The sequence below is a fragment of the Halovivax gelatinilyticus genome (assembly GCF_024300625.1).
In the GTDB taxonomy this organism is placed as follows: domain Archaea; phylum Halobacteriota; class Halobacteria; order Halobacteriales; family Natrialbaceae; genus Halovivax; species Halovivax gelatinilyticus.
In genome coordinates this window covers 1,359,701-1,378,576 of record NZ_CP101322.1, presented here as the reverse complement: position 1 = coordinate 1,378,576, position 18,876 = coordinate 1,359,701, and the positions used below count along the sequence as shown (strand labels likewise).

Sequence of the window (18,876 nt, the reverse complement as noted above, 5' to 3'; positions counted from 1 at the left end):
CGCGCACGCGAACGCTTGCACTGTTGGCGCCCTGGCTTTACCGTGTCCCTCGGCGTGAACGCATTCATGAGCAACACCAGCGACCAGTCGGCGACCGATCCGCAGGGGAACGCGGACGAAGACGTCAGGCGCGTCGGGTCCGGGCAGACGGTCTACGACGCGGACGGAATCCCGCTCGGAACCGTTCGCGGCTTCGACACGGACGGCTTTTTCGTCACGACGCGGGAAGGGATCGAATCGCTCTCGGTCGAGCACGTCAAGTCGGGCCAATCCTGGGGTGAAGCCGAACTGATGTGGCGCTGTATGGAGTGCGGCGAGATGGGTGAGATCGCAGGCGGCCTCCCGGATATCTGCCCCGAGTGTGGAACCGAAAAGGAGAACCTGATGTACTGGACGGAGGATTGACCGCGCCGCCGGACCGGATCTGCTAATGGTCGGTGCCGCTGGGAGATGTTCGCCGTCGACGTGGGGATCAACCCCGTCCGCTCTCGTTTGCTTCGAGAACGTGACCGTCCTCGTCAACGGCCGTCGACACCACTCATTCGGTGACGAATCCCACGATCCCAATAATGACCGCGAAAATGAGCAACGGAAGGAGTAGCCAGGATAACGTTTCCATGTCCACCAGGATGAGCCACAGGAGAACGAGGAGAATGCTCAACCGCTGTAACGACGCGCCGTCCATCCACGGTATATTGTTTTTTCTAATATTTAAATTTTCTACGGGCTGTGAGTAATGACATAATCCGCTCCGATGACCGGGTTGCGCTATAACGACGACCGGATTCAAGAGGTGTAGATTTCGGGCGGGCTCCCGGACACCTGCCCGGAGTGGGGAACTGAAACGGAGTATCTGATGTACTGGACCGAGGATGGATGCGGTAACCGACCCTCTTGTGACCGTCGGCGAGTGAGCTACTGGCTGTTATCGTACGTTCCAATAACGATTTCACGGCCCTCGCCCGTGGCGACGACTTGCAACTCTGAATCCGAACAGGGAGCGGCTGAAACGTCGACCTCGTATACGGCGCCCACCTCCGGCGAGGTCCATTCGGCGACGACCTCGCCGTCGCACTCGGCCAGGAGGCGGTCGACCGCTCCGAGCGACGTGACCGCCACTTCGACCGTCTCGTCGGATCCTGCGACGATATCGACGGCGCCGGTGACCGGGCTGTCCTCGTCCGCTCGGCAGTCTCCCGCCTGACGGGGGCCGATTTCCCCGACGTACCACTCGCCGTCGATATCGAGAGCCAGAAAGTACGCGTTTCCGTCGGTCAGTTCGCCCGACCCATCGGCCGAGATGTCGACGCGGAGCGTCTCGACGCCGGTCGGTTTCGCGTCCAGATCGTCGAGCCACCCCACCTCGTCGGGCTCGATCGACTCCTCGCAGACGCAGTTCGCCTCGTGCAGCTCAACCTCGGCACCTGGATCCTCCCGCTCCAGTACTGCGAGCACGTCCGACTCGGACGCGTCGGCCATGTACGCGACCGGTAACCACTCGACGGCGGCCTCGTACTCTCGATTGGCTATCGCCTCAAGGGTTCGCTCGGCGACCTCGCACGGCCCCGTCTCTTCGTCGTCCAGCAGCCCGATACACCCTGCGAAGGCTGCCGTCACGCCGCCCGCTGAGACTGCCCGTAGTACCCGCCGTCTACTCGTCGTTTCGGTCATGTCCTATCTCGTGACCGTACTGTAGTAACTATTGACAACCTTGACCGCTCTCGACGGTGGTTCGTCTTCTGACCGAATGCTGGAGGCGGGTAGACCTACCATCCGGTAGCCTCCGCGATTCGATCCAAATCACCTTTGACCCGGGACTCTGAGTGGTGGATATGGAAACCGTCGTCTTCGGGGCCGGGAGTCTCGGGAGCCTGATCGGCGGCCTCCTCGCTCGCGAACACGACGTCACTCTCGTCGGTCGCGCCGCCCACGCCGATCGAATCGAGCGCGATGGCCTGGCCATCGAAGGCGAAATAGACGCACACGTTTGCCCCTCTGCGACGACCGACGGATCCGACATCGCTGCCGAGCTGGCCGTCGTGACGGTCAAAGCGTTCGACACCCAGACGGCGGCCGAAACCCTTGCAACGGGGTCGTTCGACGCCGTCCTCTCGCTACAGAACGGGATGGGAAACGAGGAGATTCTGGCCGACGCGCTGGCCTGTCCCGTCCTCGCCGGAACGGCGACCTACGGTGCCCGCCTCGAGCGCCCCGGCCTCGTTCGGTGTACCGGTCTCGGGGAGGTCGTTCTCGGACCGCACGACGGCGGGACGTCCTCCCTCGCCGAGCGGATCGGACGCGCGTTTTCTGTGGCGGGTATCGAAACCACCGTCGCCGACGATATGCCGAGACGGCTCTGGGAGAAGCTCGCGATCAACGCTGCCATCAACCCGGTCACGGCACTGGTCCGCGTCGAGAACGGCGCCGTACTCGAATCGCCGGCCCGCGAACTCGCGCTGGAGGCCGCCCGCGAAACCGTTCGCGTCGCTCGGGCTCACGGCGTCGAACTGGACGAATCGTCGACGCTGACCGCCGTCGAACGCGTCGCGAGCGCAACCGCGAAGAACGAGTCGTCGATGCTCCAGGACGTCCGCGCCGACCGCCGAACGGAGGTCGACGCCATCTCCGGGTTCGTCGTCGACCGGGCGGACGAGGTCAGCCTCGACGTCCCGACGAACCGGACGCTGGCCGGGCTACTGCGTACGTGGGAACGAGAACGAAATCTCCGACCGTCCTCCTGAATTTCGACTCCGTCGGGCTCAGAACGGCGCCTGCGGACCTTCATCTTCGCCGTCGTCGTCGACGGTTTCGCCGGGGAACGATGGGCTCGTACCGCCGCCACCCATTCCGCCCTCCATACCGGTGTGAGCGTGGACCTGCGTAATCTCGGGAATCTCCTTTACCATCCGGCTCTTGATCGCCTGGATCGTCATCGGGGAGATGCCACAGCCGCTGCAGGCGCCGCCGAGCGCGATCGTGACCTCTCCGGTCTCGCGGTCGATCTCCTGGATCGCGGCGCTGCCGCCGTGCATCTGAATCTGCGGGAAGTTTCGCCGCAGGAAGTTGGCGACGCGTTCTTCTAAGTCGTCTGCGTCCTGTGTCTCCGTGCTCATACGACGTGGTTGGGTGCGACGCTCCTTAGGCCTTCCGTCGCTGGTGTTCGGTTTCGAAGCGAACTAGAATCTGTGGACTGATTTGACGCTACAAGGGTTTTGCACGATATGGTGGTGTACGAACGGCTTGTAATTTTGAACCTGGCGATGCTGAATCCTGATCGGGGAGGTTCAGCCCGAACGACAGAAACAGCAGTTACAAGCGAAATGTGGTCGAGGATCCAGCATCACCTAGCCGAGAGAAGAAGGATAGACAACGCGCCCGGACCCACGTACGGCGTCGTCAGGCACGACGACTCGGTCGAGCATCGAATTAGTGAGGGGAGAAATACCACCAACTAACAGAGTAAAGAAGACTTGCATGGAAATAGTTATTGACTGGCATCTAAAATCAAATAAAAGGTACAGTGGATGGGTACTCAAACACGTCGGAACGTTCTCCAAATCGCCGCTGCGACGACACTCACCGGTCTGAGCAGCGTCACGTCCGCAGTCGAGGAGCAGTCCATCCCCCGTCGTGCTTGGCGCTATCGAACCAACGACGCCGTCGACTCGTCACCGACGGTCGTCGACGGGACGGTCTACGTGGGTAGCGACGACGGACACGTGTACGCCCTCGACGCGGGAAGCGGCGAGAGGCGATGGCGATTTCGGCCCGCACTGAACGTCGACAATTGGATCGAGACGGCCCCGACCGTCATCGACGGGACGGTCTACGTCAGCATCGAAGCGCCGACCGGCGGGGACCTGGACGCAGGCGTCTTCGCGCTGAACGCCGAGACCGGCGAGGAGTACTGGCGGTACGCGATCGACGAACCGTGGATGCGCTCGTCGGTGACGGCAGCGGACGGATCTCTGTTCGTCGGCGGCTACGATCACGCGGTACACGCGATCGACGCGAGGACGGGCACTGAGCAGTGGACGGTCGACACCGGCGACGTCGTACGCTCGTCACCGACGGTCGTCGACGGGACGGTCTACGTCGGAGGCGCGGACGGAACGTGCTACGCACTGGACGCGACATCGGGCGACGATGAGTGGACGTACGAGCTGACGGCATCGATCGCGGCGTCACCGACGCTGTTCGACGGCGTCGTCTACCTCGGCGACAGCGATGGCACCGTCGTCGGTCTCGACGCGAAAACCGGTGACGAAATGTGGATTGACCGCCCGTCTGAGGGGTTCGTGTCGTCACCGACGGTGACGGCCGAGGCGGTGTTCGTCGGCGGTGTTGACGGGAACGTCTACGCGATCGATCCAGACTCGGGCGCAATGCACTGGCACGTCGAAACCGATGGTGACGTGGCCTCTTCGCCGACGGTCGTCGCGGGGACGGTGATCGTCGGAAGCACCGATGGAACTGTCTACGCGATCGATTCGAGCTCTGGCGAGAAACGGTGGACGGTCGAGACCGGCGGTGCTGTCGTCTCGTCGCCGACAGTCGTCGAGGGGCGGGCATTCGTCGGGAGCCACGATGGATACCTCTACGCGATCGATACGGGACTTGACGGATCCAGTGAGGACTCACGCGTCCGCCTGGGGACCCTCGGACACCATCACGATTGGGCGAGCACAGCGGGAGCGTTCGATCAGCCCGTCGAACGGTCGGCCGACGGCTCGTCACCGTCACGCCGCACGGTGGCGGGCGTCGTTACCGGAACCGCCGTGGCTCTCAGTGGTGCGGCGTACACGTTGGGGCGTCGGTTCTCGGCTCGGGATCGCTCGTGAATGTAACTACATTCACAATTTTCACACCCGCTATCGACTGCAACCGTGTAGACGGCACAGCGTCACGCGAATCCGAACACTCGCTCGAGTTCGCTTTCGATCTCATCGACATGGATCTCGAGGACTTCCTCGAACTGATCTTCCTCGACCACGACGCCCGAGAGTCGGTCGTAGGGATCGTCCGGAAGGTCGATACGAAACTCGCCGTCTCCCTCGTAGAACGGCTCGCTCTCGTTCAACACCTGCTGGTCGATCGCGTGGACGAGTCCGGAGTCGTACCGGTCGTTCATCCGATTGAATGCGTTCTTGTACGCCTGCTGTAGCTCCGGGAAGTAGTTCGCGTACTTGTCCTCGAACAGGTCCGGGTCGAAGTCCGCCATAGTCGATCCTCCGCGGGGGATCGTCAAAAGTCGGACGATCGGTCGGCCGCGCGATCGTCTCGCTGTTCGGTCGAATATCGATCCTTTCGGGGCACCCGGCGCATGTGCAAGCCGAATCGGGATTGTCAACGGTGGCGACCCCTCAGCCATGTCGATCGAGTGGGATCCGTTACCCGCGGAGTCGCTGCCCCCCGGCTGGTGTTTGGCCAGTCGAACACCCGAGAGACTCGTCTATCGCTGCGGTGAGTCAGGACTCACGCTGGAGGCGGTCCGAACGGCTGCCGACCACATTCACCCGACGCTCGGCGTCACTCGGTGCTGGGAACTCAGACTCGGCTACTCGATCGGTGAGTGTACCGGCTCGGATCGGCTCACTCGCGTCTCCTCGCGACAGGAACTCAGAGCGGAACTCGAGTCGATTCTCGAAACGGTCGGTCGACGGGCGTCCATTACCGACCCGATCTCGATCGTCCGCTCGATTCGCGACTGATAGCCTTTCCGCCGTCCGAATTCGCTAGATCGTCCGTTTCGACGCGGTGAATCCGTTCCTGTTAGGACCGAATTCACTCTGGTGCCGTAATTCGATATCGCGCTATGGTGTTTATTATATGAATGGGCTCGGCTGGTGGGCGCTTTCGGTACGTCTTCGGCCAGTTGCAAACCGTTGATCGGGCGCTCACGTGGTCTCCTCGTCACCAGGCTACACTCGGTCTTCGGTCTGGTCGTTCAATAGATTGGCCGAGTATCGGACGGTGATACGCTCGGGTGTGTCGTGGTGAGTTAGCATTTCACGCTTCCGGTGTGGCGAAACTGCCGAACGTGGTGCAACTCATATTCGCAGGTGTAACGTGTAGGGGTGAGGCCGAGAAGTCGGTGTTTCGCAGTGGGGTGTTCGAAGAAGTCGTACGTCGCGTTTGCGTACTCCGGAGGATATTCTGCAGAACAGGTTTCGGTCGAATCGTTCGATACGGTGGGGTTGATTCGAGCTGTCCTGGACCGCCTCGGTCTAGCGGTGGTATCCAAACTCTCTTGACTTCAATTGCGGACTGGGTGTGTTATCGAACAGTTCGTCCGGTGTGGGCGAATCGATGTCGGTCGCGCCACGCGATACGTGGGGTGAAAGCGGTTCGCAGATCTGGTCGTTCGCTCGTTGTGCTTCGGATAATCATTCACCGGTCTCGGGACCGTTCACGAGTTGCGATTCGGATAGCTACGACGGGTTCTCGGGTCTGGGCCTAGTCGTACGGGTATCGAGTAGACTGATTCGGGTTCGATTGAAGTAATACACCGTATATTGCGATATGGAATTGCAGCAATGCAGGCTACTTCGTCGAAATGTGGGGTTGTTGGAGATGTTCTCCGGACGTGTCGATTCCGGTCATGCGGGGTTGGTATGCCGGATCGCGAACGATGGGTCGGGTAACAGAGCCGGGCCAACCATTATCTGGGGTTATCGACAACGGATGGTCGTTCCACCCTATTCGAAGACGGGCTTGGATGTTGGTCTTCGACTGGCTCACCCCAGGGGTATGGCGTCTATCGATGGACTTCCGGCCCGACCGTTCGAAGGGCCGCCAGTCGTTCGTCACCTCTGTGATTACGTCTTCCTGGCCCAGTTGCCGGGGTGTAGCCTGATTCGGTCCTGGGTCGGAGTTCTCAACAGCGAAACCGGGTCGGTCTCACGTCAGCGGTTCAATGGCCAGCCGATTCTCGATCGGTCGATCGGTGATGGTCGAAAATCAGCATTATTCAGTGTGGGTTCGCTGTTGTGGTCGTGCGATATCGCGTCGAGATCTCCTTCGTCCGATTCGTTCGATACGATCGACAGACGGGGTCGGTTGTTGACGTCCTCGCGAATTCACTCCACGTCCGAAAACTGGCGATCGATCGCTCTACCGGGGGCGACTACTACTCACTTTTCGATGCGTATCGCGCGATGGGTCGGCTGGTAACTCGAACCGAATCAGCTAGGCCATGATGGGTTTCCCGATTGCATGTCGGGGCTTTTCGGTCGATTCGCTACGTCGCGTCCATGTGTTGTTCAGTTGGGAAACCGCTCGTCAGTGGTCGGACCATTCGTCCGGGTTTATTCGTGACGTCGGTCTGGCCTCGTACGCGTGTCGGAATACTGTTCTCTGAGCGCGTCGAATCGACCGCTTCGCCAAATTCGATATCGCACTATGGGATTCATCACTTAAAGAAGTGGCCGTGATGTCGGTCGGTCTCGATTAGTTGGCGTCGACGAGGGTGCGTTCGAACGGACGAGTCAGCCGGTCGCGGGCATCGGACAATCGGATCGAATTTGCGTTATCGAGTCGCCACCGTCATCAGCTCATGTCGTAGGCTCGCGTTCCTGATCTACTTTTGTGCGATAGTGGCGGCCCGATGGGTTGGACCATCCGATATTTCGGTATCGGTTCGCACATCGTGCGGGGGCGGTTTTCGGCTGCGACTCCAGGGGTAAGTCGTTCACTTCGCTCGTGCCGGGGGCGGATCGTCACGTTACGCGTACAGGGTGGCGGATGGAACCTTCACAATCGGTGCACGCAGATTGGGTACTGGCGGTGTGGTCCTGCGGTGGAATTGTTGAGTTTGTGGTCGTGGTGGGGTGGTGGTCGGCTGTTATCCGATGAAATCGGCCACCGGCCCCGATCAGTGTCTGGTGGACAGTTCGATATCTCCTACTCAAGGGGTCACAAATTTTGGCTGGGGTCACAGTGGTGAGTCCGCACCTGCTCTCGAGCATTTCCGCGGATTGGGTCTGGCGTGTGCCATGATCGGGATTGGTTCCAATTCGAGAGCGTAGAAGGACTGTCCACTTAAATAGTACATCGCATAACGATATATAGAATCTCGGAACGTCGGGATTCTGCGATTCGCACACTCGTGTTAGCGCTCGTTCGATCGGATACCGGTGACGAACCGAGCGGTCGCTACCAGAAATTGAAACTGTGCGCGGCCGCGCTCGCACGTCGCGAGCCAGTCACTCGGATTCGATCTGTTCGCCCACTAGCTCGTCGGCGCGTTCGAGAAACTCCGGTTCTCGGCCGGCTGGCACCGTCGCCCCGGCGGCCACGTCGTGTCCGCCGCCGTCGCCGCCGACGGCTCTCGCGGCCTCGCCGAGGACGACAGAGAGATCGAGACCCTGACGAACCAGCGCGTGCGTGCCTCGGCCGGAGACCTTCACCTCCGCTTCGTCGTCTTTCTCGGCGAACGCCAGGATCGGTCGGTTGCGGTCGATCCCCTCGTTGCCGAGCGCCATTCCGGCGACGATTCCGACGATTGTCTCGCGGATGCGGTCGCCAGCGTGGAACCACTGCAGGTGTTCTTCGACCGTGACTCCCTCGTTTGTGACGAGGTCGATCCCGTTCGAGAGGTTCCGTCGATGTGATTGGAGGAGCGTCCGTGCTCGCTCCAGTGCTCCGTCGCGATCGCCGAGGCAGACGGCCAGACCGACGTCCGCCCGATCGTAGCGAGCGGTGGCGTTGAGAAGCGTTGAGAACTCGCTCGCGTCGCGGAGCTCGGTCCCTGGCGGTTCGGCGGCGAGTCGGTAACTCGTGCCGACGAGGCCGTCGATCTTCGAGGCGGGAACGCCCCGTGAGATGGCCCGCTGGACCAGCGAACTCGCGACGGTCTGTTTCTCGTCGGCGGTGAGATCTGCCCATCGACGCCACTCGTTTTCTTCGTCTCTGAGATCGAGGTCAAGGCCGTCGAGAAAGCGCATGGCGCCGCCCTGATCGTTCGAGATACCGGGAATGTAGACGTCGGTCGCGTACTCCAGCAGCTTCGGGAGCGGACGGGTCTGCGTGCCGTAGAGTGCGAGGTCCGTCCCCGTCTCGACGACGCCGGCGTCGACGCCCTCCTCGACGATCGCGGCGTTCGCGCCGTGTAACTGGCCGCTCGAGGCTTGCATGTCGCCGACCGCGCCGACGACCGCCAGCGCCGCCAGATCGCGGTTGTCCGATCTGGCGGTCGTCGCGACGGTGGCTCCGTCCTCGGCGGTCGAACGTGCCGACATCCGCTTGGTGGGGGAGTCGCCGCGTTTTTCTTGTAGCGTTGCCATCGCCCGTGCGACGACGTACGCGGTCCCCGCACCCGAGAGTTCGCTCGCCCCGTCGATCCCTTCGAGTAGGGGGTTACAGTGATACTCGGTGTCGGCGTCGGCGGGCTGGTGGTGGTCCGCGATCACCGGCGTGAACGCTCCATTCGTTTCGTACGTCGAGATGACGTCGAGCTGCCCGCTTCCGAAGTCCGTGAACCAGACCGTCTCGTAGTCCGTCGCCGCAATCCTGTCGATCGCCTCCTCGTCGAGTTGCTTCTCGAAGACGACTTCGAATGATTTCCCGGCTCGTTCGAGCGCGCTCGCGGCGACCGCCGCACTCGTGAGCCCGTCTGCGTCGATGTGAGAGGCGAGCAGGACGCGCTCGGCGGCGAGCAGCCGCGTTGCACAGCGGGTCGCTCGCTCGGCCAGCGCGGGGACGGGCTCGGTCACAGTCGCCGGTAGCCGCCCCATCCGGGATAAAGCTGCGGGTGTCGCCCGCCCACCGTTCACATCGTTTGTGACCGTTCGAATTCGCTGAACGACGGCGAACGGTAGCCGACTTTTACAGGCCGATCGATGAACCGCTCCACTATGCGTTCCACTGAACCGACGTCTGACACGGAATCGACCGACGAGCGAGCGGCTGACGGCGTTGATTCGACCGCCGCGCGTGACTTCGTCGACGCACTCCGGTCCGGCGGGTCCTTCGACCCGACCCGGTGGTCACAGACGGCGGACGAGACCGACGCCACCGAGGCCGTTTGCCGATTGGTCTTCGGCGGTCTCGCCGTCGCGATCGTCCTCGTTCTGATCGGCCTATTGCCCGGCATCGACGTCGCGGGACCGACCTTCGCCGCCGTCGGGAGCGCCGTCCTCACCGTCTCCTTCGTGGCCGTCTTCGGGTACCTCGCCATCGTGCTCCCGTCGTTCGTCCACGCGCTGTCCGGCGGTCCCACAACCCTCCGCGAGCACGTTGCCTCCGTTACGTTCTGGACGATGATTCTCGGGGCAATTCTCGTCGCCCACCGCGGTTTCGCCCCGCTGATCGAGTTGCTCGGCGGGACGATGTGGTTCTACGACGTCCTGTTTCTACTGGCGGCGATCGGACCGGTAGCGTTGATCGCCCGAGAGCTATGGTACGCGATCGATCCTGCCGCGTCGTACGTCTCGACGCACATTTCGGGCGATGCGTCGGAGCCGACGCGGACCCGTTGATCTCCTGTTCCCGCCGGCCTAGCGATCGACCGCTGCGACCGTCTCGCGAGCGAGCGCATCGAACGTCGCCTCGCTGGCCACGACGTCGGCGTCGATACCGAACGCGGTCAGCGTCTCTCTCGTCGGTTCGCCGATCGCGCCGACCACGGCTCGGTCGAGTCCGACAGCGACGGCGTCGGTCGTCCCGCGCTCCGTCGCGGCTTCGAAGAAGTGCTCGACCGTCAGCGACGAGGTAAAGCAGGCGGCGTCGAGGTCGCCGCTCGCAGCGAGGTCGACGGCGTCACCGCTTTCTGGCGGTCTGACGAGGCGATAGAGTACCGTCTCGTGGACGTCCGCTCCCGCCGCGGACAGGCCATCGAGGAGCACCGGACTGCCGTGGTCGCTGCGGGCGACTTCGACGCTCGCTCCGTCGAGGTCCGCCTCACTTTCGAGCGTCTCGACGAGTCCGCTCGAGGTGTACTCGTCGGGGACCAGATCGACCGCGTACCCGACGGCTTCCATCGACGCGCTGGTCGCCGGTCCGATCGCACAGACCGTCGACGCACCCGGCTCCCAGCCGGCCTCGGCGGCGAGTTCGGCGCCGGTCTTGCTCGTCAACACGACGTAGTCGGCGTTCTCGCGGGGTGTCTCGCCGGTCGGCTCGACTGCGAGCATCGGATCGGGGACGGGTTCGACGCCCAGGTCGGAAAGAAGCGAGACGGCCGACTCGAGCCGCTCGTCGTCGGGTCTAAAGACGGCGACGCGCGGTCGGCCCGTCGCCGCGTTCGCGGCGGCCTCCGCGTCGGAACGCGACGCCATATCCTCACGCATCGTCGCTCACCCCGTTCCCGAGCCGTTCTCGGACGGACTCGCGCGTCGCCGCGACGTCGCCGATGACGGTCACGGCGGGCGGTTCGATCCCCGCCGCGTCGCGTTCGTCGACGATGGTGTCGAGGGTCCCGGTCGCGACGCGCTGGCCCGGACGCGTTCCGCGTTCGATCAGGGCGACCGGCGTCTCGGGGTCCATTCCGGCCTCGCGCAGGGCCGCGGTGTACGCCGGAAGCTTGCCGACGCCCATCAGGACGACGATCGTCCCTCCGGTCGCGGCGAGCGCCTCCCAGTCGATCGCCGATTCCGGCTTCGTCGGGTCCTCGTGGCCGGTGACGAACGAAACGGACGAGGCGTGATCGCGGTGGGTGACCGGGATCCCCGCGACCGCGGGGGCCGCCACGGCCGAGGTGACGCCGGGGACCACCTCGAACGGAATCCCGTGATCGGCGAGGTACTCGGCCTCCTCGCCGCCCCGCCCGAAGACGAACGGATCGCCGCCTTTGAGCCGGACGACGCGCTTTCCCTCGCGGGCGAGTTCGACCAGCCGCTCGTTGATCGCAGATTGTGCGGTTCGCTCGCCCCCGGCGCGCTTGCCGACGTCTTCCCGGGCGTCGTCCGGGAGTTGCTCGATGATCTCGGGGCCGGGAAGCTTGTCGTGCAAGACGACGTCCGCCTCCTCGAGTCGGCGCGTCGCCTTCACGGTCAGGAGTTCGGGATCGCCGGGGCCGCTCCCGACGAGCGAGACGAATCCGATCTCGGTAGCGGCGCCGTCGCCAGGTGCTGTCGCCTCCTCGTCGGATTCGCCCGGCATCTACTTCCCCTCCGGCAGGTCGTCTGCGTCCGCCTCATCGGCGTCCCGGCGGGCGGATTCGATCAGGTCGGCCGCGCCTCGGTCGGCCAGATCCTCGGCGAATTCGCGGGCGGCGGTCGCGTGCGTCTCGATCGGCAGGTCTCGGGTGGCGGTGATCGACTCGTCGCCGTCTCGATCGAAGACGGCCACGGCGGTGTGGACGTACTCGCCCTGGACCGTCGCGTGAATGCCGAGCGGAGCGATACAGCCGCCGCCGAGCGTCGCGAGAATCGTCCGTTCGACCGTCACCTCGACGCGGCTTCGCGGGTGGTCGATCGCGGCCTGGATCTCGCGGGCGGTTTCGCCGTCGGTCGCCGTCACGGCGAGCGCGCCCTGTCCGGGAGCGGGGACGAACGTCGTCGTCGGCAGGTCCCGGAACGAAACGGCGTGGCTGAGCCCGCTCCGTTCGAGGCCGGCTCTGGCCAGGACGATCGCGTCGTACTCGGTCTCGACCTCGCGGCCGAGGGCTTGCTTTTCGAGTTCGGGGCGGTCGTCGAACCACTCCTCGACGGTCCGATCGAACGTCGGCTCGAAATCGTCGTTTCCGACGTTGCCCTTTCGCTCGCTGTCGGCCTCGCTTCGTCGTTGGTGTTCGGCCTGGAGGCTGGGGGCGAGCAGTTTTTCGAGTCGGGTGTCGACGTTACCGCGAATCGGCTCGACCGTGAGGTCCGGTCGCTGTGTGAGTAACTCCGCGCGTCGGCGCAGGCTGGCGGTGCCGACGGTCGCCTCCGTTGGAAGCTCGTCGAACGACGCCCCGTCCGGGGTGACGAGGACGTCCCCGGCCGGCCCGCGCTCGGGAACCGCGGCCGTCACCAGATCCGACGGCTGTTCGGTGGGGACGTCTTTCAGCGAGTGGATCGCCGCGTCGCACTCGCCGTCGAGCACGCGCTCGTCGAGTTCGCGGACGAACGCGCCGGTCTTGCCGAGGCGGTGGATCAACTCGTCTCGGATCTGGTCGCCGGTCGTCTCGACGGGGACGAGTTCGACCTCGTACCGTCGTTCTTCGAGCCGCTCGCTGACGATCGAAGCCTGCCGCCTGGCGAGCAGCGACCCTCGCGTCGCCAGTCGTAGCGTCCCCCGTGTTCTCATGTACGCCTCTCCGGGCCGAGGGTACGAAAACGACACGCTCTGCGTTCGGTCCGTGCGATCTTCTCACACGTTTCGTCGATCGTACCGAAAGTAGTTTTTTCTCGCTCCGACATTCGCCCCCATGGCACAATCTACGCGAGATCCGTATCGGATCGCCATCGCTGTCGGCGTCGCGCTGGCAACCGTCGGCGTCGTCGGCTACGTCGCGCCGGATGACCCTCACTTCACGGCGCTCATTCCGGCGGCGCTCGGGGTCGCCTGCGTCTTTCTCGGACGCCTCGGGCTGTCGACCGATCGGAACGACGTGGCGACCTACGGGCTCGGATTACTCGCGCTCGCCGGCGTCGGCGGCTCGATGCGGGCGGCCGGCGATATTGTCGAGTTACTCACCGGCGGCGACGTCGACAGTCAGATCGCGACGGTGTCGCAGGGGCTGACGATCCTCTTCTCGATCGTCCTGCTGGCCGCCGTCGTCCTCGCGATTCTCGACGACCGGTAGGCGGAATCGTTCGAAACGGGTTCGTCCAACTCACTCGACGATGACGTTCTCCCAGTCGTGATCGCCGTGTGCTCCCTCGAGATCGCGGGCGCTCTCGGCGACGCGGATGAACTCGGCGTTCTCGCGAGCGTCGCCGATGGTGTGGCCACCCGCGTAGCTCAGTCCGGAGCGGATGCCGGCGGCGAACTCGGCGGCGACGTCGACGAGCGAGCCCTTGTACTCGGTCAATCCTTCGACTCCTTCGTCGGCGTCCGGAACGTCGTCCGAATCGGTTCGGGCCTCGTTGGCGGCGGTCGTCGCCATCCCGCGCGAGCGTTTATAGCGGGTGCCGTCGATCTCGATCACCTCCGTCGGCGCTTGGGTCGTTCCGGCGAAGAGACTCCCCATCATAACCGCGTCCGCGCCGGCGAGTAGCGCTTTCACGGCGTCGCCGGAACACCGGATGCCGCCGTCGGCGACGATTCTGACGTCGTACTCTCGAGCCGCCTCGGCGCAGTCGCTGACGGCGGTGAGCTGCGGGACGCCGGCGCCTGCGACGCGGCGGGTCGTACAGTGTGAGCCGGGCCCGATCCCGACTTTGACGCAGTCTGCGCCGGCGTCGGCCAGGTCGGCGACGCCCGTCGGCGTCGCGACGTTTCCGGCGACGAGCGAAACGTCGGGGAAGGCCCGGCGAAGGTCGCCCACCACGTCGAGACACCGCTGCAGGTGGCCGTGGGCGACGTCGACCATCACGCTGTCGGCGCCGGCGTCGAGAACGGCTTCGACACGAGCGAGTGGCTCACCGGCGATGCCCACGGCGGCGCCGACCGTCGCGCCGGCTTCGGCCGCCTGGCGTACCTCGTCGGCCTGTTCGTCGATCGAGAGGAAGCGGTGGATCGTTCCCATCCCGCCGGCTTCGGTCATCGCGATGGCCGTCTCGGCCTCGGTGACGGTGTCCATCGGTGCGGAGAGCAACGGCGTCGCGAGTTCGATATCATCTGTGAGGCGCGTCGACAGATCGACCTGCTGGCGACTGTCGACGCCCGAGCGCTGGGGGACGACGAGTACGTCGCCGTAGGACAGTCCCGTTCGGAGTTCGTCCATGCCGCACATAGAGACGGTGTCGAGCGCAAAAAGGGTGGTGCTGTTTCGGTGAACCGACTGGGGTCATGTAATTCGAAAAACAGACCCTCTCGTCATCAGGCGAGACCGACGGTCTCGCGGCCCTCGCGGAGTCTGGCGGGGCGTACGTCCCGCTGACCTCGCGGGAACTTCGTTCCCGCTTAGCTTCGCTCTGCTCAGTCATGGGACGTCGTCTTCCGAACGACTCTATGCACGTGGCCTGTTCCGTCTGCAGATTCCTCCGATCCGGCGTGTCACCAGAAGCGTGGCCGTGCTCGCAAACACTCTTGACTATTCAAGAGAATACAAACATATATGCGAATATAGTGCGAACACTGCCGGTAGAGGTGGCACGGATGTCCGAGTCCTCCCAAAATGGGGTACAGTCGTGGACCGAGTCGATGAGCGCCCGCGAACGCATTCGAGCGATCGCTACCACGCTCCGCGAACCCCGATCGATCAACTGGATCAGCGACCGGGCGGATGCGGCCTGGAGTACGACGAACGACGAAGTACAGGATCTCGTCGAGGAGGGCGTCTTGTGCCGCGTCGAGGCCGGCGAGAGGACGCTCTACCAGCCCGATCACACGCAGTTACTCTTCGACGAAATCCGCATGCTCATAGAAAAGAACGCGCGCGAGGACCTTCGTGACGAATTAGCGGCGATTACCAGGGAGATCGAGGAGTGGCAGGAAACGTACGACGTCGAGACGTGGGAAGATCTCGAACAGACGCTCGCCGACTGTACCCTCTCGAGCGAACAGCTCCGTAAGCGTCGTGACGTGATCGCGTTCTGGCGTGAAAACGAGGCGGACCGCCGTCTCATCAAACACGCCCTGGAACTCTACTCGGATGTCGAGTCTGCTCGCGAGCGAACGACCGACGCGACAGACCGCGCCACGAGCTAGGTGACTCTCCCGATGATTTTTCTTGCTGGTCGCGACCGATATACACAGCGCACTCTCCTCCGAGACGTCCACGCCCGAGTAACGAAACAGGCCGGCTGCGAGAACGTGCGCTTTCGCCCGTCTCGCCGACGGCCGCGGTACGTGATCGCGGATGTCGCGCCGACAACGTTTCTTGGCGACCCCGCCGACGCGGACCGCGCACGACTGGAACTTCGGTTCTGGTACCCGACCGGTGTCGACCACGAATACTACCGCATCAACTGGATCGAACCGGAGCGCAACGTTATGCTCGGCTTCCATCGAGATGCCGACCACGCCGATCTCGGACCGTGTCACGTTCAGCTCAATTTCGAAGACGCAGCCGTCGATCGCTACAGCGCGTCGTTTCTCGATTCGCACCCGCTTTCCGTGCTCGATGAGCGACTGCAGCAGCTCCCGTCGGCAATCGATTCGATTCGTTGGGAGGGTGAGACTCCCTCGCTCCCTGGTTGGCCGGTGTAAGCACTCGGTGTACCACTCGTTTCTCGCCTGTCCCGTCTTCTCCGACCGACGCGGCTACTTCGACGGCGCTCCGTGATTGGCGTTAGCTCTCGAACGGCAGCTCCGGCTCGTAGCCGATCGCCTCGATGGCCGCCTCGAGCACCGCCTCGACGTGCTCGCCGGTCTCGACGCTCATGTGGTAGTCGGCGTCGAGGTCGGGGATCGAGGCGTCGTCGGGATCGAACCGATCCGCTTTGTTCGCGATCGTCAGGACGGGAACGTCGAGGGCGTCGAACTGTCGGACGACCGAGTCGCGCAGTTCGAGCTGGCTGTCGATCGGGTAGCCACAGGAGCCGCTCGGGTCCAGAAACACCAGCACGCAGTCGGCGAGGTGCTCGATGGCGCTGACCGCCTGGGATTCGATCTCGTTTCGCTCTTCGGCCGGTCGATCGAGCAGGCCGGGCGTGTCAACCAGCTGATAGCGGATGTGATCGCGTTCGAGGTGGCCGAGGCCGACTCCCTTCGTCGTGAACGGGTAGCTCGCGGTCTCGCCGCGGGCGTTGGTCACGTCGTTGACGAACGACGACTTGCCGACGTTCGGATAGCCGGCGACGACGATCGTCGGCTCGTCCGGGTTGATCTCCGGGAGGTCCCGGAGGGCGTTTCGGGCGTCGTTGATCGCCCGGAGGTCCGGGTCGACCTGCTCGACGACGTCGGCCAGTCGCGCGAACGCCTGCTTTCTGTGCTTTCTGGCGGTGTCGACGTCCGTCTTCCGGAGCTTCGACTGGTACTCGCGCTGGATCTCCGCGGTCTGTCTCGACGCCCAGGTCACCCGCGAGAGCGCCTGCCGGAGTCCGTCGACGCCGGTTCGTTCGTCCTCGGGGTCGTCCGCTTCGGGTCCGAGCGTGATCGAGGCGAGAATAGCCTCGGCCAGTTCCGTGTAGAACGGGTCGACGTCGTACTCGAAGTCGGGCCAGGCGGTCACGACGTTTTCTAGGTTATCGGAGATGATGTTGCCCGCCGTCTGCAGCATCGACTGCTGGGCGTCCAGGCCCTGCTGGGCCCGACCGGCTCGTGACGCCCGTGAGAACGCCTTGTCGATCAGCTCTTCCGACGTCGGCGTCGTCGGAAGGTCCTCGAAAATCATACCGTCGCTACGGGCGGCGCTCATAAAAGCGCGTCCGTTGGCGCCGGCGGTCCAGACTGGACGAAAGGTCCTGACTGGACGATAACCGACTCGCGTACGCGAGGATCAACGACGGCCTTTTGCCAGCACCAGCCCTCACTCTCACCATGACTGACTGGCGCGCCGTGATCGTCGGCTTTCTCGTCATCACCGTCGCCTCGATCCTCGGGCTCTCGGTTCCGGTCTTCGGCCAGCTCGTCGCGGGACTGCTCGGCGGATTCGTCGCCGGTTACATGGCCGGCGGCGGGCTGGGACGGGGCGCCTGGCACGGATTGCTCGCCGGTGGCCTCGGTGCGATCGTCGCGGGGGTCGTGCTGGCGCTCGCGGTCGGTATCGGGAGTCTCGCCCTGGGCCCGGTCGGCGCGATCGTCGGCGGGCTGGCGGGGCTCGGCATCCTGCTGGTCGCGTTCTTCGTCGCGTTCGTCATGGCCATCGAGAGCGCGATCGCGGGGGCGGTCGGCGGGGCGATGAACGGGTGAGCTACCAGTCGAGTCGGCCGCCGCTCTGGTACTCGGTCACCTGCGTTTCGAAGAAGTTCTTCTCCTTGTTCAGATCCACCTGCTCTGTCATCCACGGGAACGGATTGTCGGTCCCGTACTGGGTCGGCAGGCCGAGCTGTCGGAGCCGGCGGTCTGCGACGTGTTCGACGTACTCACAGAACTGTTCGCTACTCATCCCGAGAACGTCCTCGGGGCACGCCTCGCGGGCGTAAATCTTCTCCAGTTCGACGGCTTCGGTGAGCAGGTCGATCACCTCCCTTTCGAACGCGTCCGTCCAGGCATCGGGGTGCTCGACCCGGATCCCGTCGATGAGTTCGACGCCGAACCCCACGTGGAGAGACTCGTCTCGGAGGATGTACTCGAACTGCTGGCCGATGCCGACCATCCTGTTCCGGCGCTTCAGTCCGAGCATCATCGCGAATCCGGCGTAGAAGAAGATCCCCTCCATGACGACGTAGAAGCCGACGAGATCGCGCAGGAAGTCCAGAACGTCCTCGTCCGTCTGTATGGAAAAGTCCGGGGAGTCGACAACGCGCGTCATGTCGACGACGAATTCGTCTTTCTCGGCGATCGACGGGATTCGGTCGTACATCCCGTAGAGGTACTCCGGCTCGAAGCCGAGCGAGTCACAGCAGTAAATGAACGTGTCCGTGTGGATCGCCTCCTCGTAGGCCTGCCGGAGGAGGTACTGGCGACACTCCGGGGCCGTGACGTGGTCGTAGACGGCGAGGACGAGGTTGTTCGCGGTGAGCGATTCGGCCGTCGAGAAGAACCCGAGGTTCCACTCGACGAGCTGGCGCTCGGCGTCGGTGAGGGCGTCCCCTCGCCACTGGGTGACGTCGTCTCCCATCGGAATCTCTTCCGGGGTCCAGTTGTTGGCCACGCCGGCGACGTAGTACTCGCGGGCCCAGTCGTACTCGATCGGCAGTATCTTGTTCGGGTCGTGTTCGGCGTCGGTGTCTAGCAGTGGCATGG

At 63.9% G+C, this 18,876-nt stretch carries 20 protein-coding genes; 10 read left to right on the top strand and 10 right to left on the bottom strand.

Annotated features, from left to right (window positions below):
- Positions 1-66: 66 nt before the first annotated feature.
- A complete protein-coding gene (locus NKH31_RS06765) occupies positions 67-405 on the top strand; it encodes a DUF7130 family rubredoxin-like protein (RefSeq protein ID WP_254864369.1) in 339 nt (112 codons plus the stop codon).
- 510 nt (positions 406-915) lie between these two features.
- Here the strand turns inward: NKH31_RS06765 and NKH31_RS06760 are convergent.
- Positions 916-1,671 (bottom strand): hypothetical protein, encoded by a 756-nt coding sequence (locus NKH31_RS06760; RefSeq protein ID WP_254864368.1) that lies wholly within the window; start codon positions 1,669-1,671, stop codon positions 916-918.
- 161 nt (positions 1,672-1,832) lie between these two features.
- Between NKH31_RS06760 and NKH31_RS06755 the strand changes: the two genes are divergently transcribed.
- A complete protein-coding gene (locus tag NKH31_RS06755; protein ID WP_254864367.1) occupies positions 1,833-2,741 on the top strand; it encodes a ketopantoate reductase family protein in 909 nt (302 codons plus the stop codon).
- Between the two features lie 18 nt (positions 2,742-2,759).
- Here NKH31_RS06755 and NKH31_RS06750 read toward each other — a convergent pair whose 3' ends face one another.
- A complete protein-coding gene (locus NKH31_RS06750; RefSeq protein ID WP_254864366.1) occupies positions 2,760-3,113 on the bottom strand; it encodes a NifU family protein in 354 nt (117 codons plus the stop codon).
- Positions 3,114-3,221: 108 nt separating this feature from the next.
- Between NKH31_RS06750 and NKH31_RS06745 the strand changes: the two genes are divergently transcribed.
- Together NKH31_RS06745 and NKH31_RS06740 are read left to right on the top strand one after the other, a co-directional pair.
- Entirely contained in the window at positions 3,222-3,455 is a 234-nt protein-coding gene (locus NKH31_RS06745; RefSeq protein WP_254864365.1) for a hypothetical protein, read from the top strand.
- Between the two features lie 69 nt (positions 3,456-3,524).
- Complete coding sequence (locus NKH31_RS06740; protein ID WP_254864364.1) at positions 3,525-4,841, top strand: outer membrane protein assembly factor BamB family protein; 1,317 nt, start codon at positions 3,525-3,527, stop codon at positions 4,839-4,841.
- A 62-nt stretch (positions 4,842-4,903) separates the two neighbouring features.
- Here NKH31_RS06740 and NKH31_RS06735 read toward each other — a convergent pair whose 3' ends face one another.
- A complete protein-coding gene (locus tag NKH31_RS06735) occupies positions 4,904-5,221 on the bottom strand; it encodes a DUF5783 family protein (RefSeq protein ID WP_254864363.1) in 318 nt (105 codons plus the stop codon).
- Between the two features lie 148 nt (positions 5,222-5,369).
- Here NKH31_RS06735 and NKH31_RS06730 point away from each other — a divergent pair, with 148 nt between their 5' ends.
- Positions 5,370-5,711 carry a hypothetical protein gene (locus NKH31_RS06730; protein ID WP_254864362.1) on the top strand — a complete coding sequence of 114 codons (342 nt, stop codon included), beginning with the start codon at positions 5,370-5,372 and terminating at the stop codon, positions 5,709-5,711.
- Positions 5,712-8,204: 2,493 nt separating this feature from the next.
- On the opposite strand, the gene recJ is transcribed toward NKH31_RS06730, so the two are convergent.
- Positions 8,205-9,713: a RecJ family nuclease gene (gene recJ, locus NKH31_RS06725; protein WP_254864361.1), complete on the bottom strand. Its 1,509-nt coding sequence runs from the start codon at positions 9,711-9,713 to the stop codon at positions 8,205-8,207.
- Between the two features lie 141 nt (positions 9,714-9,854).
- Here recJ and NKH31_RS06720 point away from each other — a divergent pair, with 141 nt between their 5' ends.
- Complete coding sequence (locus tag NKH31_RS06720) at positions 9,855-10,478, top strand: hypothetical protein (protein ID WP_254864360.1); 624 nt, start codon at positions 9,855-9,857, stop codon at positions 10,476-10,478.
- A gap of 18 nt (positions 10,479-10,496) precedes the next feature.
- Here NKH31_RS06720 and NKH31_RS06715 read toward each other — a convergent pair whose 3' ends face one another.
- The 3 genes from NKH31_RS06715 to hemC are packed head-to-tail and all read right to left on the bottom strand — an operon-like array spanning position 10,497 to position 13,227.
- Complete coding sequence (locus NKH31_RS06715; protein WP_254864785.1) at positions 10,497-11,276, bottom strand: uroporphyrinogen-III synthase; 780 nt, start codon at positions 11,274-11,276, stop codon at positions 10,497-10,499.
- A gap of 4 nt (positions 11,277-11,280) precedes the next feature.
- Positions 11,281-12,099 carry a uroporphyrinogen-III C-methyltransferase gene (gene cobA, locus NKH31_RS06710; RefSeq protein ID WP_254864359.1) on the bottom strand — a complete coding sequence of 273 codons (819 nt, stop codon included), beginning with the start codon at positions 12,097-12,099 and terminating at the stop codon, positions 11,281-11,283.
- Positions 12,100-13,227 (bottom strand): hydroxymethylbilane synthase, encoded by a 1,128-nt coding sequence (gene hemC, locus NKH31_RS06705; protein WP_254864358.1) that lies wholly within the window; start codon positions 13,225-13,227, stop codon positions 12,100-12,102.
- A 121-nt stretch (positions 13,228-13,348) separates the two neighbouring features.
- Here hemC and NKH31_RS06700 point away from each other — a divergent pair, with 121 nt between their 5' ends.
- On the top strand, positions 13,349-13,726 hold the full coding sequence (locus tag NKH31_RS06700; protein WP_254864357.1) for a hypothetical protein: 378 nt from the start codon (positions 13,349-13,351) through the stop codon (positions 13,724-13,726).
- A gap of 30 nt (positions 13,727-13,756) precedes the next feature.
- On the opposite strand, the gene NKH31_RS06695 is transcribed toward NKH31_RS06700, so the two are convergent.
- A complete protein-coding gene (locus tag NKH31_RS06695; protein WP_254864356.1) occupies positions 13,757-14,809 on the bottom strand; it encodes a guanosine monophosphate reductase in 1,053 nt (350 codons plus the stop codon).
- A 374-nt stretch (positions 14,810-15,183) separates the two neighbouring features.
- On the opposite strand from NKH31_RS06695, the gene NKH31_RS06690 reads away from it, so the two are divergent.
- Positions 15,184-15,735: a DUF7342 family protein gene (locus NKH31_RS06690; protein ID WP_343217295.1), complete on the top strand. Its 552-nt coding sequence runs from the start codon at positions 15,184-15,186 to the stop codon at positions 15,733-15,735.
- Positions 15,736-15,747: 12 nt separating this feature from the next.
- Entirely contained in the window at positions 15,748-16,236 is a 489-nt protein-coding gene (locus tag NKH31_RS06685) for a hypothetical protein (protein WP_425492318.1), read from the top strand.
- An 82-nt stretch (positions 16,237-16,318) separates the two neighbouring features.
- On the opposite strand, the gene NKH31_RS06680 is transcribed toward NKH31_RS06685, so the two are convergent.
- Complete coding sequence (locus NKH31_RS06680) at positions 16,319-17,362, bottom strand: NOG1 family protein (RefSeq protein WP_254864353.1); 1,044 nt, start codon at positions 17,360-17,362, stop codon at positions 16,319-16,321.
- Positions 17,363-17,508: 146 nt separating this feature from the next.
- On the opposite strand from NKH31_RS06680, the gene NKH31_RS06675 reads away from it, so the two are divergent.
- Positions 17,509-17,880: a DUF5518 domain-containing protein gene (locus tag NKH31_RS06675; RefSeq protein WP_254864352.1), complete on the top strand. Its 372-nt coding sequence runs from the start codon at positions 17,509-17,511 to the stop codon at positions 17,878-17,880.
- Position 17,881: 1 nt separating this feature from the next.
- Here the strand turns inward: NKH31_RS06675 and NKH31_RS06670 are convergent, their stop codons facing one another.
- Positions 17,882-18,874, bottom strand: coding sequence for a ribonucleotide-diphosphate reductase subunit beta (locus tag NKH31_RS06670; RefSeq protein ID WP_254864351.1), 993 nt, complete (start codon positions 18,872-18,874; stop codon positions 17,882-17,884).
- Positions 18,875-18,876 lie beyond the last annotated feature (2 nt).

Bases quoted from the DNA above. Each gene is read 5' to 3' on its own strand.
- NKH31_RS06765 (WP_254864369.1), top strand. From the start codon at position 67: ATGAGCAACACCAGCGACCAGTCGGCGACCGATCCGCAGGGGAACGCG.
- NKH31_RS06760 (WP_254864368.1), bottom strand. From the start codon at position 1,671: ATGACCGAAACGACGAGTAGACGGCGGGTACTACGGGCAGTCTCAGCG.
- NKH31_RS06755 (WP_254864367.1), top strand. From the start codon at position 1,833: ATGGAAACCGTCGTCTTCGGGGCCGGGAGTCTCGGGAGCCTGATCGGC.
- NKH31_RS06750 (WP_254864366.1), bottom strand. From the start codon at position 3,113: ATGAGCACGGAGACACAGGACGCAGACGACTTAGAAGAACGCGTCGCC.
- NKH31_RS06745 (WP_254864365.1), top strand. From the start codon at position 3,222: ATGGTGGTGTACGAACGGCTTGTAATTTTGAACCTGGCGATGCTGAAT.
- NKH31_RS06740 (WP_254864364.1), top strand. From the start codon at position 3,525: ATGGGTACTCAAACACGTCGGAACGTTCTCCAAATCGCCGCTGCGACG.
- NKH31_RS06735 (WP_254864363.1), bottom strand. From the start codon at position 5,221: ATGGCGGACTTCGACCCGGACCTGTTCGAGGACAAGTACGCGAACTAC.
- NKH31_RS06730 (WP_254864362.1), top strand. From the start codon at position 5,370: ATGTCGATCGAGTGGGATCCGTTACCCGCGGAGTCGCTGCCCCCCGGC.
- NKH31_RS06720 (WP_254864360.1), top strand. From the start codon at position 9,855: ATGCGTTCCACTGAACCGACGTCTGACACGGAATCGACCGACGAGCGA.
- NKH31_RS06715 (WP_254864785.1), bottom strand. From the start codon at position 11,276: ATGGCGTCGCGTTCCGACGCGGAGGCCGCCGCGAACGCGGCGACGGGC.
- cobA (WP_254864359.1), bottom strand. From the start codon at position 12,099: ATGCCGGGCGAATCCGACGAGGAGGCGACAGCACCTGGCGACGGCGCC.
- hemC (WP_254864358.1), bottom strand. From the start codon at position 13,227: ATGAGAACACGGGGGACGCTACGACTGGCGACGCGAGGGTCGCTGCTC.
- NKH31_RS06700 (WP_254864357.1), top strand. From the start codon at position 13,349: ATGGCACAATCTACGCGAGATCCGTATCGGATCGCCATCGCTGTCGGC.
- NKH31_RS06695 (WP_254864356.1), bottom strand. From the start codon at position 14,809: ATGGACGAACTCCGAACGGGACTGTCCTACGGCGACGTACTCGTCGTC.
- NKH31_RS06690 (WP_343217295.1), top strand. From the start codon at position 15,184: ATGTCCGAGTCCTCCCAAAATGGGGTACAGTCGTGGACCGAGTCGATG.
- NKH31_RS06685 (WP_425492318.1), top strand. From the start codon at position 15,748: ATGATTTTTCTTGCTGGTCGCGACCGATATACACAGCGCACTCTCCTC.
- NKH31_RS06680 (WP_254864353.1), bottom strand. From the start codon at position 17,362: ATGATTTTCGAGGACCTTCCGACGACGCCGACGTCGGAAGAGCTGATC.
- NKH31_RS06675 (WP_254864352.1), top strand. From the start codon at position 17,509: ATGACTGACTGGCGCGCCGTGATCGTCGGCTTTCTCGTCATCACCGTC.
- NKH31_RS06670 (WP_254864351.1), bottom strand. From the start codon at position 18,874: ATGCCACTGCTAGACACCGACGCCGAACACGACCCGAACAAGATACTG.